This is a genomic window from Chryseobacterium sp. A301 (assembly GCF_054489425.1).
This window is the reverse complement of record NZ_JBTMWY010000001.1, coordinates 253020-268497: the sequence shown is the minus strand read 5'-3', so window position 1 is coordinate 268497 and position 15478 is coordinate 253020. Positions and strand designations below refer to the sequence as shown.

14 protein-coding genes are annotated in these 15478 nt (G+C 41.0%); 4 read left to right on the top strand and 10 right to left on the bottom strand.

What is annotated here, in order from left to right:
* Positions 1-2 precede the first annotated feature (2 nt).
* Positions 3-1997: an excinuclease ABC subunit UvrB gene (gene uvrB / locus ACX3PU_RS01235; protein ID WP_459083006.1), complete on the bottom strand. Its 1995-nt coding sequence runs from the start codon at positions 1995-1997 to the stop codon at positions 3-5.
* Between the two features lie 196 nt (positions 1998-2193).
* Positions 2194-3783, bottom strand: a complete 1590-nt coding sequence (locus ACX3PU_RS01230; protein WP_459083004.1) for a S41 family peptidase — start codon at positions 3781-3783, stop codon at positions 2194-2196.
* Between the two features lie 50 nt (positions 3784-3833).
* On the opposite strand from ACX3PU_RS01230, the gene ACX3PU_RS01225 reads away from it, so the two are divergent.
* Together ACX3PU_RS01225 and ACX3PU_RS01220 are read left to right on the top strand one after the other, a co-directional pair.
* Positions 3834-4214 carry a hypothetical protein gene (locus ACX3PU_RS01225; protein ID WP_459083002.1) on the top strand — a complete coding sequence of 127 codons (381 nt, stop codon included), beginning with the start codon at positions 3834-3836 and terminating at the stop codon, positions 4212-4214.
* Between the two features lie 162 nt (positions 4215-4376).
* The gene (locus ACX3PU_RS01220; protein ID WP_459083000.1) at positions 4377-5597 is read left to right on the top strand and encodes a PQQ-dependent sugar dehydrogenase; all 1221 of its coding nucleotides are present in this window, start codon (positions 4377-4379) and stop codon (positions 5595-5597) included.
* A gap of 45 nt (positions 5598-5642) precedes the next feature.
* Here ACX3PU_RS01220 and tsaB read toward each other — a convergent pair whose 3' ends face one another.
* From tsaB to ACX3PU_RS01205, 3 genes are all read right to left on the bottom strand, one after another.
* Positions 5643-6323 (bottom strand): tRNA (adenosine(37)-N6)-threonylcarbamoyltransferase complex dimerization subunit type 1 TsaB, encoded by a 681-nt coding sequence (gene tsaB, locus ACX3PU_RS01215; protein WP_459082998.1) that lies wholly within the window; start codon positions 6321-6323, stop codon positions 5643-5645.
* A 9-nt stretch (positions 6324-6332) separates the two neighbouring features.
* Complete coding sequence (locus ACX3PU_RS01210) at positions 6333-7076, bottom strand: SDR family NAD(P)-dependent oxidoreductase (RefSeq protein WP_459082996.1); 744 nt, start codon at positions 7074-7076, stop codon at positions 6333-6335.
* Between the two features lie 79 nt (positions 7077-7155).
* A complete protein-coding gene (locus ACX3PU_RS01205; RefSeq protein WP_459082994.1) occupies positions 7156-9282 on the bottom strand; it encodes a carboxy terminal-processing peptidase in 2127 nt (708 codons plus the stop codon).
* A 123-nt stretch (positions 9283-9405) separates the two neighbouring features.
* On the opposite strand from ACX3PU_RS01205, the gene surE reads away from it, so the two are divergent.
* Positions 9406-10185: a 5'/3'-nucleotidase SurE gene (gene surE / locus ACX3PU_RS01200; RefSeq protein WP_459082992.1), complete on the top strand. Its 780-nt coding sequence runs from the start codon at positions 9406-9408 to the stop codon at positions 10183-10185.
* A gap of 127 nt (positions 10186-10312) precedes the next feature.
* Here the strand turns inward: surE and ACX3PU_RS01195 are convergent, their stop codons facing one another.
* Genes ACX3PU_RS01195 through ACX3PU_RS01175 form a run of 5 tightly spaced genes read right to left on the bottom strand, consistent with a single transcriptional unit; the run spans position 10313 to position 14822 of the window.
* Positions 10313-10900, bottom strand: a complete 588-nt coding sequence (locus ACX3PU_RS01195) for a phosphorylase family protein (RefSeq protein ID WP_459082990.1) — start codon at positions 10898-10900, stop codon at positions 10313-10315.
* A gap of 3 nt (positions 10901-10903) precedes the next feature.
* The gene (gene fabG, locus ACX3PU_RS01190) at positions 10904-11647 is read right to left on the bottom strand and encodes a 3-oxoacyl-[acyl-carrier-protein] reductase (protein WP_459082988.1); all 744 of its coding nucleotides are present in this window, start codon (positions 11645-11647) and stop codon (positions 10904-10906) included.
* Positions 11648-11689: 42 nt separating this feature from the next.
* The gene (rsmI, locus tag ACX3PU_RS01185) at positions 11690-12367 is read right to left on the bottom strand and encodes a 16S rRNA (cytidine(1402)-2'-O)-methyltransferase (RefSeq protein ID WP_459082986.1); all 678 of its coding nucleotides are present in this window, start codon (positions 12365-12367) and stop codon (positions 11690-11692) included.
* Positions 12364-13740, bottom strand: a complete 1377-nt coding sequence (locus tag ACX3PU_RS01180) for a UDP-N-acetylmuramate--L-alanine ligase (RefSeq protein WP_459082984.1) — start codon at positions 13738-13740, stop codon at positions 12364-12366. The genes rsmI and ACX3PU_RS01180 overlap by 4 nt, the downstream gene beginning before the upstream one ends.
* Before the next feature lie 41 nt (positions 13741-13781).
* Positions 13782-14822 (bottom strand): hypothetical protein, encoded by a 1041-nt coding sequence (locus tag ACX3PU_RS01175; RefSeq protein ID WP_459082982.1) that lies wholly within the window; start codon positions 14820-14822, stop codon positions 13782-13784.
* A 60-nt stretch (positions 14823-14882) separates the two neighbouring features.
* Between ACX3PU_RS01175 and ACX3PU_RS01170 the strand changes: the two genes are divergently transcribed.
* Complete coding sequence (locus ACX3PU_RS01170) at positions 14883-15470, top strand: thymidine kinase (RefSeq protein ID WP_459082980.1); 588 nt, start codon at positions 14883-14885, stop codon at positions 15468-15470.
* The last annotated feature ends 8 nt before the right edge of the window (positions 15471-15478 follow it).

Below are 15478 nucleotides of genomic sequence, written 5' to 3'. Positions count from 1 at the left end.
TACTATTCCCCTTTCAATGCTTTAATCTCGTCTCGAATCGAGGCTGCTAGAATGAAATCTAGATTCTTGGCTGCCGCTTCCATTTCCGTTTGTTTGCGATCGAGTAATTCACTTAATTCTTCCTTCGTTAAGTTCGTCTTGATTTTATCGACTTGCTTTAACACTTCACGTTGCGTGTATTTTTCCTCTGGGAAATCGCGGGCACTACCCACAAGTGCTGATGAAATCTTCTTGTTGATTTGTTTAGGCTCTAGACCGTTAATTTCATTGTAGTGTCTTTGTTTTTCACGGCGGTAATTCGTCTCGTCAATGGTAGCTTGCATACTCTTAGTCATCTTATCGGCATAGAGAATCGCCATCCCATTTAAGTTTCGGGCAGCCCTACCTACGGTTTGAATCATGGAGCGACGAGAACGAAGCATTCCTTCTTTGTCTGCATCCAAAATCGCCACAAGCGATACTTCAGGTAGATCTAGACCTTCTCTCAGCAAATTCACGCCTATTAACACATCAAAAACGCCTGTTCTTAGGTCCTGCATAATTTGAATTCTCTCTAAGGTTTCCACATCGGAATGAATGTAGCGGCATCGCACTCCAAACTTCGTAAAGTACTTACTTAGCTCCTCCGCCATTTTCTTAGTAAGTGTGGTAACCAAAACTCGTTCGTCTAGTTCCGTTCTCTTGTGAATTTCCTCCATCAAATCATCAATCTGATTCTCCGTAGGTCTCACTTCAATAATGGGGTCTAAAAGGCCCGTAGGGCGAATAATTTGTTCGATATACTCTCCTCCGGTTCTCTCTAGCTCGTAATCCGCCGGTGTGGCCGAGACATACACAACCTGATTCTGCATGCCTTCAAACTCTTCAAATTTTAGAGGTCTATTGTCCATGGCAGCAGGAAGTCGAAAACCGAATTCTACAAGCGATTCTTTGCGGCTCCTGTCTCCCCCAAACATCGCATGCACTTGGGGAATCGTAGCGTGACTTTCATCAATGACCATTAAATAGTCCTCAGGGAAATAATCAAGCAAACAGAAGGGCCGAGTGCCCGGAAGCCTCCCGTCTAAATACCGAGAATAGTTTTCAATACCCGAGCAATACCCGAGCTCTTTAATCATCTCGAGATCTAGTTCGGTTCTTTCTTTTAGTCTTTTGGCCTCAAGAGGCTTATCAATTTTCTCAAAGAAACTGACTTGGTCCACAAGGTCATCCTGTATTTGTCGCACGGCTCCATTGAGCGTTTCTTTTGAGGTAACAAATAAGTTGGCTGGATAAATCTGGACTTTTTCAAAATTTGAAGTCACACTTCCTGTTACCGGATCAAAGGCTTGAATTTTCTCAATTTCATCTCCATAAAATTGAATTCGAATTCCGTTGTCAGCGTACGCGGGAAACACATCGACTACATCCCCTTTTACACGGAACATTCCTCTTTGAAACTCATTTAGCGTTCTGGCATAAAGTGCATTAACTAAGGAATGAAGGAGTGAAGTACGGGTTAATTTCTCACCGACGGCAAGGGTAATTAGGGATTTGTGAAATTCACTTGGATTTCCGATCCCGTAGATACACGAAACCGAAGCCACGATGAGCACATCCCTTCGTCCCGACAACAGGCTCGCTGTCGCCGCAAGTCGAAGTTTCTCCACTTCTTCGTTAATGCTTAAATCTTTCTCAATATAGGTGCCTGTTCTAGCGATATAAGCCTCGGGCTGGTAGTAGTCATAGTAAGAGACAAAGTATTCGACTGCATTCTCAGGAAAAAACTCCTTAAACTCCATGTAGAGCTGCGCAGCCAAAGTTTTGTTATGGGCAAGAACGATGGTCGGTCTTTGGACGTTCTGCACAAGATTGGCGATGGTAAACGTTTTTCCAGAACCGGTAACTCCAAGCAGCGTTTGGTATTTTTCACCCTCCTCTATACCCCTTGTTAATTTCTCAATGGCTTGCGGTTGATCGCCCGTGGGTTTAAATTCGGATTGTAATTGAAAGTTCATATAATGGTTCGCTATCGATTTTAAATAGAAGTTGATACTCCCTCTTTCCTACAAAAGTACGAAAAAAGTAAGCGGCTGCTTTGTATTTTTGAGAGGTGAAAAAGGAACCCTTGCACTGCCCTAAAGCTCCTTTGAAAAGGCGAAGAGGAGCAAACCCGGGTAGGTAAGCTCCTCTTCGCCAAAAATAGGTTTAACCTTAATTTGAAGGTTTACGGAATTGTGTCACATCAGATATATACAATCCTTTTGCTGCACTCATCGGCTTGGACAATAATTTAGCCCCGCCTCTACTACTTAAAATAGCACGATTTCTCATCGTTGCAGTTGTACTTACCGTATTTCCCGTGATAATCTCTAAAGCGCGTCCTAATTCAGGATCGCTTGGATTGCCAAACTCCTTGACCTTTCCAACCCACTGAAAAGGAGAAATGAAATTTTCTTGTTTGCTTGGAATGATTCCAGGCACAACGCTTCCGTCGTTTAGTCTTACCATTGGATGGGGATCCATATCTTTGTTGTAATAAGCAAAGGTGATCGGTTGCAATTGCCATTTGTGGTCTTTGTTTCGGTTCTCATAATTTAAGAAGTCGGAGGTAGGAGAATCGTATAGCGTATGCGATCCCACAAACTTCCCTACAGTAAGATATCCAATCACCTCTACGTCGATGTATTTCTTTAAACTCGTGACAGTAAGCTCACTTGCGGATGCGGTTTGGAAAGAAACCAACGCATAAATTTTTGGTAGGGTCAAGCTATTAACTTGCTGTACTTCTCCTGTTTTTTCCTGATGACCGTCCACAATATTGTAGATATCAATCTTGTCACTTAGCTTATCAAACTCATCGTACTGATTGTGCTTGTCATTAAAATCTAAGTAGACATAATCTCCTCCTGTAAACGAACCGTTAATCATCTGTGCAAGTCCTACGGCTGTGTCTAATGAACCTCCTCCATTATAACGCAAATCTAAAATTAGCTCATTCACTCCGTCTGCCTTCATTTGAGCAAATTGGGCGTTTAACTCATCATTATAATCAATTTTAAATCCATTGAATACCAGATATCCGATTGTTCTGCCCCCTTCTTTAAAGACTTGGTAGTGCGCAATCGGATTCTCTTCCACCATGGTTTTGACAATCGCAATCGATTCGACTTTGTCGGTCGTGGAAATCACTCCGCTTTCATCATTGTAAGAAGCTGTATTCGCTCGTGTAAGGCTAAACGAGTCTCCGAATAGCTGCGAATAATTAGACCCAACTAAAAACTGTCCATTTACTTTCGTAATGACATCACCCCTTTTAAGACCCGCTTTGTCTGCACTTGAATTTGGAATAATATAATTCACTAAGGCAACATATCGTCCTGATCCGTCTCCTTTTCCTAACACGGCAATCTCTAATCCTGTGGTCGATTGTTCCTCTGCTACATACTGAGCCTTGGAAACAATCTCATTATCGTTTTCTATCCAAGAGAAAAAGTCAGTTTTCCCATATTCAAAAAGCAACTCATAAAAGAGTTTGTCTGGACTCTTTCCATTAATAAAAGTTGCATAATCGTTAGGGGTCGCAAATTTCGCATCTCCCAGATTGGTTGATTCCTTTTGCCAGTAATACCAGGAATTCATTGCCTTCCATACAAAATCATTAACTTTATCTGGAGTAATGGTGGTCACAGGAGGTTCAGGCGTTGGATCTGGTTTCGGATCGTCTTCTCTTGAACAACTTGCCAATAGAATAAGTGCCATATAAGAGGTCAATGCAATTTTGCTAAATCTCATAGTTTTCATATCTAATTTTTACTAGTTTTGTGAAATGTCAAAAGCTAGATCGTAAAAATATGAAAATAACTAAAATAAAGAAGTCTTTTCTACTAATTATTCTCTCACTCGTGAGCATTGCTTGTAAAACCTCAGATATTCCAGAGGTGAAAAACCCGACGTATCAATCGTTTAATGAAGGAACTGAGAAGGGGTATCTTGTTGATTTTGAATTGTCTAACGAGAACGCATTGCCGAGTGCAGTGGTCATCAATAGTCTAGAACACCAAGTGCTTCCAAGCGATAAAAAAGGTCTTGTTTACCACCTAAGAATACTAGCAGAATCCCGTACATTGTTAGGATTTAGGCCTAAAATGGTCGATAAGCCGAACGGCATTCTGTTCCAAAAGGACTCTACTGAAATTTTCAAAGAGGTTCCTTTTCAATTGATCGAAAAGTAATCATCTCGATTCGACTCAAGAAATTGTAAGGTTTTGAACGAAGTATTCCCCGTGAGGTTCTCGTGTAAAATTCAACCTCAGCCCCTTTTTATAGGTCCCTGGGCGAACGTAATTTGCTAATATATTTTTTCTTAAATTTAGAGTGTTTAATCTCCAAATCTTATGAAAAAGTTAGCGATTTTGTGTTTACCTCTGTTGGGTACACTTTTATTTTCCTGCCAAAACGGCACTTCATCATCTTCGAGCACTTCAAATACGACCGCCACTGAGGGCGCGAATCCGGAAACGGAAAAGCCCAACACAGATATTGCAGCTGCTTTTGAAGGCCAAACCCGAATCAAAGGAGTCCATACTTCCACTCCTTATTCCGTTGAGATTCTCAATGAAAACCTAGGTAGCCCTTGGGCAGTGATTCAACTACCTGACTCTCGGTTTTTAACCACAGATAAGAACGGATGGATGAATCTCGTGAGTATGGATGGTAAATCAAGTCATAAAATTCAGGGACTTCCGTCTGTGGATTCCAAGGCACAAGGCGGTCTATTAGATGTGGCGCTGGATCCAGATTTTAAAAACAACAAAACACTGTATTGGTCTTATTCGGAACCCGTTAAAGGCGGAAACCATACCTCAGTGGCCAAAGGAGTACTCTCCGCAGATGAAAAATCAATTGAAAACATACAAGTCATTTTCAGGGCTACTCCTGTGTACGATGGCAAACTGCATTACGGGAGTCGTCTTGCCTTTGATTCGAGTGGATCACTTTATGTAACGACCGGTGAACGATCTGATCTACCTACACGGCCACTCGCACAAGACGGCAATGCCTATCTTGGCAAAATTCTTAAACTAACGAAAGATGGGAAAGCCGCCTCCACGAATACCTTAGGTTGGAAACCTGAGATCTATTCCATCGGACATCGGAATCCACAAGGCCTCGTATTTCACCCTGAAACAAAAGAACTTTGGGAAACGGAATTCGGACCTCGAGGGGGAGACGAAGTCAATTTAATAAAACCTGGAATTAATTACGGCTGGCCTATTATTACCTACGGAAGAGAATACAGCGGCGCTGTCATTGGAGAAGGAATTGGGCAAAAACAAGGGTATGAGCAGCCTGTCTATTATTGGGATCCTTCAATTTCTCCCAGTGGAATTGATTTCTACACGGGTTCGATCGAAGAATGGAAAAACAACCTATTTATTGGAAGCTTAAGTGGACAAAAAATCATCCGATTATTGATTGAAAATAATAAGGTAATTGGAGAAGAATGGCTACTCACGGAATACAATGAGAGATTTAGAGATGTCCTCAGTGGACATGACGGCCATCTTTATGCTGTGACCGATAGTGGAAAACTCTTTAAAGTCTCGAAAAAATAAGAATGCCTTTTTAAAAAGGATAAAATAGCCTCCAATTCGTGAAGGCTATTTTTTTGTTTCCGATTTTTTGACTCCCTGGAAATCTTTCAGATAGAACGGTTCAAAATAAGCAATGTCTTCAAACATTTTAGCTTCAAATTTTGCTTTTGCTTTCCGAATTAGGTACTGCGCAGAAGGAAGAATTTCATCCTTGTAATTGGCATTGGATAAATTCAGGATGGATTGGGCTTTAAGTGCACCATCGCCGACAAAAAGAATCTTCTTGCCCCCATATTTTGAAAAGCTGTCCTCATCTAAAATAAGGTTCTGACTTGTATCGAGCAGTTCTCCAGTAGTACCGTCATACGCTGCGGTATATACTTCCATTCGTCTTGCATCGATTAAAGGGATTATAACCTCGTAAATTCTGTTTAAAAAAGGTTCTACGAGGGTATCCATTGAATTGACTGCAATTAGGGGAATATTGAGTGCAAAGCAAAATCCTTTTGCACTAGATGCACCTATACGTAGGCCTGTGTAGGAACCCGGTCCCATACCCAGACAAACAGCCTCAATGTCCTCCAGTGTAAGACCCGCTCCTTCAAGCGCCCAAGAAACGAATGGGTGCAAGTTTTCACTTTGCTTATAATTCTCAGATCGCTCTTCACATAAACATAACAGTTCCTCCCCTTTGGAAACGGCCACGGAACAATTTTTTGAAGAAGACTCAATGTGTAAAATCGTCATGCTGCAAAATTACTCATTTTTATGAATAGTCCTAGGTTCGCTTTGAGCGGACGGATAAATTGTAAGATCAGAAATGGTGACATGCGCGGGAGCTTCCACACAGTATCCAATCGCATCCGCGACATCTTCGGCCTTTAGGGCCTGAAAACCCTGATAAACTTTGCTAGCCCTTTCTCTATCCCCTTTAAATCGGACGTCTGAGAACTCAGTCTCGACTGCCCCTGGCTGAATATTCGTTACTTTGATACCCATTTGGGTTAATTCAAGGCGCATACCTTCTGAAATCACATCCACTGCTCGCTTGCTTGCACAGTAAACGACTCCGCCCGCATAGGTCTGTCTTGCAGCTACAGAACTTACATTCACAATGTGTCCTTTCTCTGTCAATAAAGGTAGAATTGCTTTAGAAACGTACAGTAGTCCCTTTACATTTCCATCGAGCATGGCATCCCAATCATCTAGGTTCGCCGTTAGTAGACTGTCTATTCCATGCGCATTCCCAGCATTGTTCACCAGGACATCTATTTTGCGAAATGCGACCGGTATCGAGTCTACAGCTTTTTGTACACTCTCACGATCCCTAACGTCAAAAACAAGAACATGCACTTCACACTCAGAGAACTGTTTTTGTAGTTCGTGTAGCTTCTCTTCTCGTCTTCCACAGAGGATTAATCGATGCTTCATCTGTGCAAAATAAGTGGCTACTGCTTTGCCTATTCCAGAGCTTGCGCCCGTTATAAAAATTGTTTTCATATCCTTATTTCATTAAAAAAAATCGTCATTAACTGAGCATTTAGCTTTGTCAATGACAATTAGAAATTTGTGTGGGAATTTAGGACGGCAGTTCAGATATTACATGAACCGCTTCTTTTAGATAAATATCACGTTGTAAGTTCTTAATCCAGTTTTCTGATTTCTTCTGAAATGCCTCGTCTGTTTTTTCACGCTTTAGCTCGTCTTCATAGCGAATAAATTTCAATCCATTTTCGCTTTTTTCGAGCGCTTCAAAACGCTTAATCTGAGCTTTTCGCTCTTGCATAAGGGCACTGAATTTATCAATATTTAAGGTGATTGTATCTTCCTTGTCTAGCTTCTCTTTCCACTTAGCGGATTCTTGAACAAGTTGGTAAATGTCATCCTTTGCTAAACGCGAAGCACTATTCTGCTTCAATTTCACAAGGTCAAATCGATTCTCTTTTTTAATGTTTTGAGCCGCTGGAATCTTATCCCAAGCGAGAACAAAATCTTCATAACGTTCCCCAATTTCAGCGTGCGTAAAGAAATCGTTCATTACGATGTCGGATTCAATCCCTTTCTTCTGCGTGGACTCTCCTGTCACTCTATAAAACTTCTGAATGGTCAGCTTTAGAGATCCAAAATCATCGTTCGTACTTAAAAATCGGTTGAGATCGACAAAGGTTTGTACAGTTCCTTTCCCATAGGTTTGTGGCGAACCAACAAGTACGGCTCTACCGTAATCTTGCATTACACCTGATAAAATTTCAGAAGCAGAAGCGGATAATTCATTTTGCATGATCACTAGCGGACCGGTCCAAAGAGGATCGTTTGCCTTGGTGGTTAGCGTTTGAATTTTTCCATTGCTATTTTTCACTTGAACATAGGCTCCCTCATTCATAAATAAGCTCATGATATCCCCTACTTCTGTAAGCGATCCTCCCCCATTATTTCTTAAATCAAGAATAATCCCCGAGATGCCTTGTGCCTTAAGTTTTATGATCTCGTTCTTGATGTCATCAGAAGCATTTCGTCCTTTCGCATCCTCGAAATCTGCATTGAAACTTGGTAAGTTTATAAATCCATATTTCTTACCGTCCGGTGCATCTACAAGAATACTACGGGCAAATGTATCTTCAATGGCGACTTCTTCCCGAACCATGGTTACTTCTCTAATTGTTTTGTCCTTCTTCTCCACGGTAAGGGTCACTTTCGTTCCTTTCTCCCCGCGAATTAAGCGTACCGCTTCATCTGCGAGCATTCCAACCACATTAACAGGCTCTTCGCTTGGTTTGGATCTTACCTTAAGAATTTTGTCACCGTCACTAAGTTGTTTAGATTTCCAAGCCGGTGCACCAATGGTTAATTGTCCAAGGTACAAATAGCCTTTCTTTTCTTGAATTAGAGCTCCAATTCCAATCACTTTCCCTTTAAACATCAGATCAAAATCGTCCTTGTCCTTTGGAGAGTAATAGTTCGTATGAGGATCAAATACTTCTGTATATGCATTCATATATACAGTAAACCAATCCATTTTTTTTCTTTTCTTAAATCGCTTAAAGGATTCGGTCACTAGGTCTTTCACCTCCTCAGTCGCTTTTACCTGCTTTTGTTCCGGAGTTAAAATCTCAACTTTGATCGTATCCACTAACTTGTGTTTGATCACCGAATCTTTTTTCTTTTTCTGAGACTCCTCTTTTGCATTAAGAGATTCTATTTCTTGTAAAATATTGTATTTGATGTACTTTTTCCACTCGTTATAGAGCTCTTTTTCCGTTTCTGGAAATTCTTTCTTTTCAGGTTCAAGGATCAGAACCTCGTCTTCTTTTAGGTTAATAGGGTTCTTGAAGATTTCCTGCGTCGCTTGATCAATTTTGTCAATGCGTTGAAACAATCGATTATAAGTCAAATTATAGAAGGTAAGATCCCCTTGATTCAAATAGTCATCGAGTAGAGTTCGATGCTTTGCAAACTCTTCCGTATCGGACTTCAAAAAGTACCGCTTTGCAGGGTCAATCATACCTATGTAGGTGTCGAAAACGTTTTGAGAATATGCATCGTTGATCGGCGTAGGTGTATAATGTAAATAGCTAAGTGTATTTTTTACACTGACCATTATCGTTTGCATCTTTTCATCGTCATTCTTAGGTGAGTTAAAACAAAACACCAAAGAAGTCAAAGGGATGAAAAGAAGTAAAGTATTGAACTTGAAATTTTTAAACATATTGAACGTTCGTTTGTATAATTGGTTGAATGGCCTTGTCATTTGTTACATGACCGAAACAAGGAATCAAATTTAATACCTTATTTACAAAATGTCATCTAATTTTTGATTAATTTTGTGAAAATGAATACGACAACTCAAAAACCGCTCATTTTGGTGACCAATGATGACGGTATTACAGCACCTGGAATTCGCAACCTGGTTGAATTTATGAACGAAATTGGCGAAGTGGTGGTGGTCGCACCCAATTCTCCTCAAAGTGGCACAGGTCACGCCATTACAATAAACTCTACCCTTACATTTGAAGAAATTAATCTCGAAGGACCACAAAAGGATTATTCTCTTAGCGGTACGCCTGTAGACTGCATAAAATTCGCATTGAACCAGATTCTCACTCGAAAACCAGATTTAGTGGTTTCAGGTATAAACCATGGAGCTAACTCTTCAATTAATGTCATTTATTCAGGTACCATGTCCGCTGCAGTGGAAGCAGGAGTTGAAGGCCTACAAGCAATTGGATTTTCACTTCTTGATTTCAGCTGGGAGGCTGATTTCAAACAAGCAAAGGAGTACATTCAACAAATCGTAAGAAAAACGTTAGCCAGCCCTCTTCCAAAAGGGATTGTCTTAAATGTAAACATACCTAAGTTAGAAAAAGAGGAGCTTAAAGGAATTCGTGTCTGTCGACAAGCAGATGCAAAATGGGAAGAAAGTTTTGACGAAAGAGTAAGCCCACACGGCAAAAAATACTATTGGTTAACCGGATATTTCAACAACATGGACGAAGGGAAAGATGCAGATGAAGTAGCTCTTTCTGAAGGATATATCTCTGTGGTTCCGGTAAAATTCGACCTAACGGCTCACGAGTACATTAGGGATCTCGGAAAGGTGCTAAACACCTAATTTAAAAATCAACGATAGAATCTATCACAACTAATAACCAAAACGGGATGCCCTTTAATTAGCCTCCCGTTTTTTATAGTAGTCAAATATTCCCTGAAGGATTTTTGTCGAACGAATTCTTAATCGACTATACCTCCAATTTTTTCACTGCTTCCCTAAGAGCATTTGCAGCTACTTTTAATTGTGAGCTCCAGTCTTGTGCCGCGGACTCATCGGCACCGTCTGAGACATACTTTAGGCAAAGGAAGGGTAAATCTTCGCGTTTGCATAGAAAGGCAAACGCATAAGCCTCCATATCGATTAAGTTAAAAATATCTTTCTTCATCGTGGTTTCAAAATTGTCACCTGAACCGCATATTCCCTTCTCAAACTCCTTAGGAACCAGACCATAACCTAAAACTTCTGGCTCTTCGATAAAGGGCGTTTTGTACTTGGGAAGACCTAGTCCACTCACATCCATATCTCTTTGAACAAAAGCTTCACTGACCACAATTTCACCCCGGTTAAAAAAGCTACTTCCTGCCGTTCCTAGATTCAATACGAGATCCGGCTTGGGCCCACTCATTAACCGTTTTGTCAAATGGTACGCCGCATTCACTTTACCAACACCCGTGAAAAGAGTCTCAAATTCTTTGAATTCCTGTCCTGCTTCTGCTTCCATCGCAAAAACGAGAAGCGGTCGATGATACGTAGTACCGTCAATACAAATTGCCATGACCTACGTTAGCATTCCACCGTCCACATTAAGAACTTGTCCTGTAACGTACCCCGATAATTCACTTCCTAAAAATACACAGGCATTTGCTACGTCTTTAGGTTGTCCTCCTCGCTTCAAAGGAATGGCTTCTCTCCACCCTTGAACTGTCTTTTCATCCAATGCTCCGGTCATTTCCGTTTCGATAAATCCTGGCGCAATTGCATTGCAACGGATATTACGGGAACCTAGCTCAAGTGCAATGGATTTTGTAAAGCCAATCACACCGGCCTTCGAAGCGGCATAATTTGCTTGTCCTGCATTTCCCTTAACCCCGACAACAGAAGTCATATTGATGATAGATCCAGACTTTGCTTTCATCATCGGTTTAATGACCGCCTTGGTAAGATTAAAGACGGAGTCTAAATTCACACGAATAATCGTATCCCAATCCTCCTTTGACATACGAAGCATTAGGTTGTCTTTTGTAATCCCAGCGTTATTGACTAGAATGTCAATTTTTCCAAACTCTGCCATTACTTCGTCGATGAGTTGCTGAGCAGCATCAAAATCAGAAGCATCCGATTGATACGCTTTTACTTTTGTATCGGAACCTAGTGTAGTTTCAAGTTCTTTAGCCTTCTCCACAGATCCTGCGTAGGTAAAAGCAACTTGTGCACCTTGTGCGACAAACCCTTCTACAATTCCTTTTCCAATTCCTCTTGTACCGCCCGTAACAAGGGCCACTTTTCCTTCTAGTAATTTCATATATTCAAATAAGTAAAAAAGGACGTTCTCCTTTTTCGTTGGTTAATTCTTCGTATTGTTAATAATGAGAACGATTTCTCCTTTCAAGGTTTTGCTTTTTGAAAACGCAATCAATTCTAGAATGCTTCCGCGCTTTGTTTCTTCGAATTTTTTTGATATTTCACGACTTAAACTCACGCGAGTTTCCGGACCGAAAAATTCTAAAACCTGTTCAAGTGCTGTATTGATTTTGTGCGGACTCTCGTACATTATTATTGTTTTTCCTAAGGCAGCAAGTTCCTTTAATTTCGTTTGTCTCCCTTTTTTGGCAGGAAGAAAGCCTGCGAAGAAAAACTCATTGTTAGGAATCCCCGACACTACTAATGCCGGTACAAAAGCGGTGGCACCGGGCAAACAGATCATTTCTATATTTGCATCACTACAGGCGCGTGCAAGTAAATATCCAGGATCTGAGATCCCAGGAGTTCCTGCGTCGGTGATAATTGCGATGTTCGAACCGTTTTGCAGGTCTTCCACGATTTTGTCCGTCGCATGATGCTCGTTATGAAGATGATAGGACCGTGTAGGTTTACTTATCTCATAATGTTTGAGTAAGATACCTGAAGTCCGAGTGTCTTCGCACAAGATATAATCGACTTCTTTTAAAATACGAACCGCTCGAAAACTCATGTCTTCAAGGTTCCCGATGGGTGTGGGTACAAAATACAAGATTCCACTCATAACTCTTCAAAAAATTCATTGGCAAAGGATTCTAGACTTGGATCTCGTGCACCCATTAACAATAGCACGCTTTGAGAATCTAAATGAGAACGCATGGATTTCAAAAGATCTTTTCTATCCTCTACAAAAAAAGCCTGCTTGCCTGCATTCTGAATTCCTTTTACTAAATCGTTTGCAGAAATATCCTTTGTGGCGCTTCCGCCAGCGTAGTAAATCTCGCTCATCCATATCTCATCCTTCTCACGTAGTGCTGATGAAATTTCTTGAATGAAATCGTCTTTTAAAAAGCGTGTAGGACCAAATCCATGGGGCTGAAACCAGGCAATCACCTTGGGTCTTACGGCCTGAACTGCGCGGATAGACGCTGCACACTTTGCAGGGTTATGAGCATAGTCATCAATTACCCAAATTCCGTTTTTCTCTCCTACTATTTGGTGGCGTCGAAAAATTCCTTCGTAAGTTTTTAAGCTCTCTGCACAGGTTTTTAAATCGACTCCAATTTTATGGGCTACGGCTACGGCCGCCGCTGCATTCTCTGCACTATGTTGCCCTAAGGCATTCATTTCAAATCCTTGAGCAAGAAGCTCGAAACGAATCTCAAATTCATTCTGAACATAATTCGTCACATTGTAATGAGCTTCAGGAGTTTCGAATCCAAAATCCTCATTTCTATTGTCAGAAAGCTTCTGTGTGAGCTCATGGCCTAGGTTCACCACGAAGCTACCCGTTGTATTGGATTTAAATTGTTGAAAAAGAGAAATCAATTCCTCAATTTCTTGATGGTCTTTGTCAATATTCAATAGTAGCCCAATTTCGGGAGTGTATTGTATCACAGACCCATCACTTTCATCTGCTTCAATAATGAGCCATTCGCCTTTTCCGACGTACGCATTCCCGAGCTTACCTTTTTTAATTATACTGGTTAAGCCGGCACCTGTAATTATGCTTGGATCCATGTTCCCATCCTTTAGGATTTGAAAAAGCATGGCAGCAGTGGTACTTTTGCCAGAAGTGCCCGCAACGGCCACTGTTCGCTTGCTTTTAGCGATTAGGGCTAAAAGTTCACTTCTTTTGATAATAGGAATTCCTAATTCTTTTGCCTTTTTTACTTCTGCAACTGTGTCTTCAATGGCACTTGAAACTACAATTAACTCGGTTGCAGCCGAAATTCCAGATCCGTCCTGCGCAAAACATTGAATACCTTCCTCTTCAAGTTGTTCTTTGGTCCGATTGTACTCTAGGGAATTAAAAAACCGATCGCTACCTGCAACCTGTTTCCCTACTCCGCTAAGATACTGAGCGATAGCACTCATGCCCACTCCAGCAACTCCGATAAAAAAAACAGTATTGAACTGGGAAATATCTTTAATCATACGCTCTTAAATTCTATATCTTGTTTTGGAAATGGGTTCTTCTATTGAAATTTATTCTCTACAAGCATCCATAGCCTCTGGGCATACTCATCCACTTTTTTCCAATCTCTTTTGTGGTATACCTGACTTAAATAGTCTTTTGCCTCGGCTAAATTGCGAAACTCATTAAGCTCATTGACGGTGTGGTTTAAATCAGATTGACTTCCGTCAAATAAGATTTTGGAGAATGCAATTCGATCGTTCAAATCCAATTTAAAATGAGTTCGTTCCTTGGACTTGTTTTGGGTCTCTATATCTGAAAAATCCTTGCTTGCCACGTGACTTTGAAGTGAAGTAGGCGTTGTGTCGAGGGCATCGTCGTCAAATAGTGACCGAACGGATCCTGTTAGTCCTTTGATATGCGCAAGTTTAATCTTTTTCTCGATTCTATGCGCTTGTGCTTTCTGCTGGACTTGTGTTGAGTTTAAAACTTCTAGTTCATCTACCTCTTGATCTTCCACCGATTCTTCCTGCTCAATTACCTCCGTACTGGACTCCATAAGCTCAAGGGTTTCATTTTCTTCCTCTTCTTCGTGTTCTGCTTTTACGGGCAGACTTTCTTCAATTGTTTCCTGCGATTCTTCCCAAGATGTAGAGGCATCCAAATCCTCTGCAAATTCAAAATCTGTTTGTAAACTTTCACTTTCCATCGCATTCTCAGTAGTTTCTTCCGCGAGTTCGGCCTCAACTCCTTTCCCTACTTCGGATTCTGGATTGGACTCAGTCTCTAAATTTGAAATCTCTGATTCCTGTTCTATACTCGGTCCTGCGATTTCAAAATTGAAGGCTGGACTTTCCTCTACGATCTCCTCTTCTAGTTCTTGCTCACTTTCCTTCATCACCTCCTCCAAAATAGGTTCTGGTTCGGAAAAATAAAGCAAATTTTCCTCACAATGTTTTAAGAAAGCTATTTTTTCTACCAATATATCAAGATTCGCTTTCTGATCGATCAATTCCATTTCGCTATCAATCTCTTGTAAATCTGCGATAATCTCCTTGCAATCCTCAAAATACTGTAATCTTAAATCTTCGATCGTAGTCATAGCTAACCTTATTAAATTTTCGTTATTTTTGATGCTTCAAAACTACGGCTAATTTAACAAATGTTTTTAGAAAATACAATAAATCACGCTAAGCAAAGTGGATGGATGGAAGTCATTTGCGGATCTATGTTTTCAGGGAAAACAGAGGAATTAATTCGTAGGCTTCGACGTGCAGAAATGGCAGGGCAGGCCGTAGAAATCTTCAAACCAAAATTAGACGTACGTTATGACGAAACGCAAGTCGTCTCACATAACGACAATAAGATCCGTAGTACACCCGTGGAGAGTTCAAGTGAAATTTTACTGCTGGGTTCTAATTGCGCGGTAGTGGGAATTGACGAGGCTCAGTTTTTTGACCACGGGATCGTAGAAGTTGCCAATACACTGGCCAACAACGGAGTTCGAGTGGTAATTGCAGGTCTTGATATGGACTTCTTGGGACGTCCTTTTGGTCCGATGCCCGATTTGATGGCTACCGCAGAATACGTGACCAAAGTACATGCGATTTGCAAAAGAACAGGGAATTTAGCCAATTACTCCCTACGGATTACCGAAAGTAAAGATTTGGTTGAGCTCGGAGAAACCCAGAGCTACGAGGCGGTTAGCCGCAACGTATTTGTGGAAGAGCTCGCCAATCGTAAACGATAGTTTCATAA

Excerpts from the sequence above, each read along its gene's own strand:
- surE (WP_459082992.1), top strand. The coding sequence starts at position 9,406 with ATGAATACGACAACTCAAAAACCGCTCATTTTGGTGACCAATGATGAC.
- ACX3PU_RS01220 (WP_459083000.1), top strand. The coding sequence starts at position 4,377 with ATGAAAAAGTTAGCGATTTTGTGTTTACCTCTGTTGGGTACACTTTTA.
- rsmI (WP_459082986.1), bottom strand. The coding sequence starts at position 12,367 with ATGAGTGGAATCTTGTATTTTGTACCCACACCCATCGGGAACCTTGAA.
- ACX3PU_RS01205 (WP_459082994.1), bottom strand. The coding sequence starts at position 9,282 with ATGTTTAAAAATTTCAAGTTCAATACTTTACTTCTTTTCATCCCTTTG.
- uvrB (WP_459083006.1), bottom strand. The coding sequence starts at position 1,997 with ATGAACTTTCAATTACAATCCGAATTTAAACCCACGGGCGATCAACCG.
- tsaB (WP_459082998.1), bottom strand. The coding sequence starts at position 6,323 with ATGACGATTTTACACATTGAGTCTTCTTCAAAAAATTGTTCCGTGGCC.
- ACX3PU_RS01170 (WP_459082980.1), top strand. The coding sequence starts at position 14,883 with ATGTTTTTAGAAAATACAATAAATCACGCTAAGCAAAGTGGATGGATG.
- ACX3PU_RS01180 (WP_459082984.1), bottom strand. The coding sequence starts at position 13,740 with ATGATTAAAGATATTTCCCAGTTCAATACTGTTTTTTTTATCGGAGTT.
- ACX3PU_RS01195 (WP_459082990.1), bottom strand. The coding sequence starts at position 10,900 with ATGGCAATTTGTATTGACGGTACTACGTATCATCGACCGCTTCTCGTT.
- ACX3PU_RS01225 (WP_459083002.1), top strand. The coding sequence starts at position 3,834 with ATGAAAATAACTAAAATAAAGAAGTCTTTTCTACTAATTATTCTCTCA.
- fabG (WP_459082988.1), bottom strand. The coding sequence starts at position 11,647 with ATGAAATTACTAGAAGGAAAAGTGGCCCTTGTTACGGGCGGTACAAGA.
- ACX3PU_RS01230 (WP_459083004.1), bottom strand. The coding sequence starts at position 3,783 with ATGAAAACTATGAGATTTAGCAAAATTGCATTGACCTCTTATATGGCA.
- ACX3PU_RS01175 (WP_459082982.1), bottom strand. The coding sequence starts at position 14,822 with ATGACTACGATCGAAGATTTAAGATTACAGTATTTTGAGGATTGCAAG.
- ACX3PU_RS01210 (WP_459082996.1), bottom strand. The coding sequence starts at position 7,076 with ATGAAAACAATTTTTATAACGGGCGCAAGCTCTGGAATAGGCAAAGCA.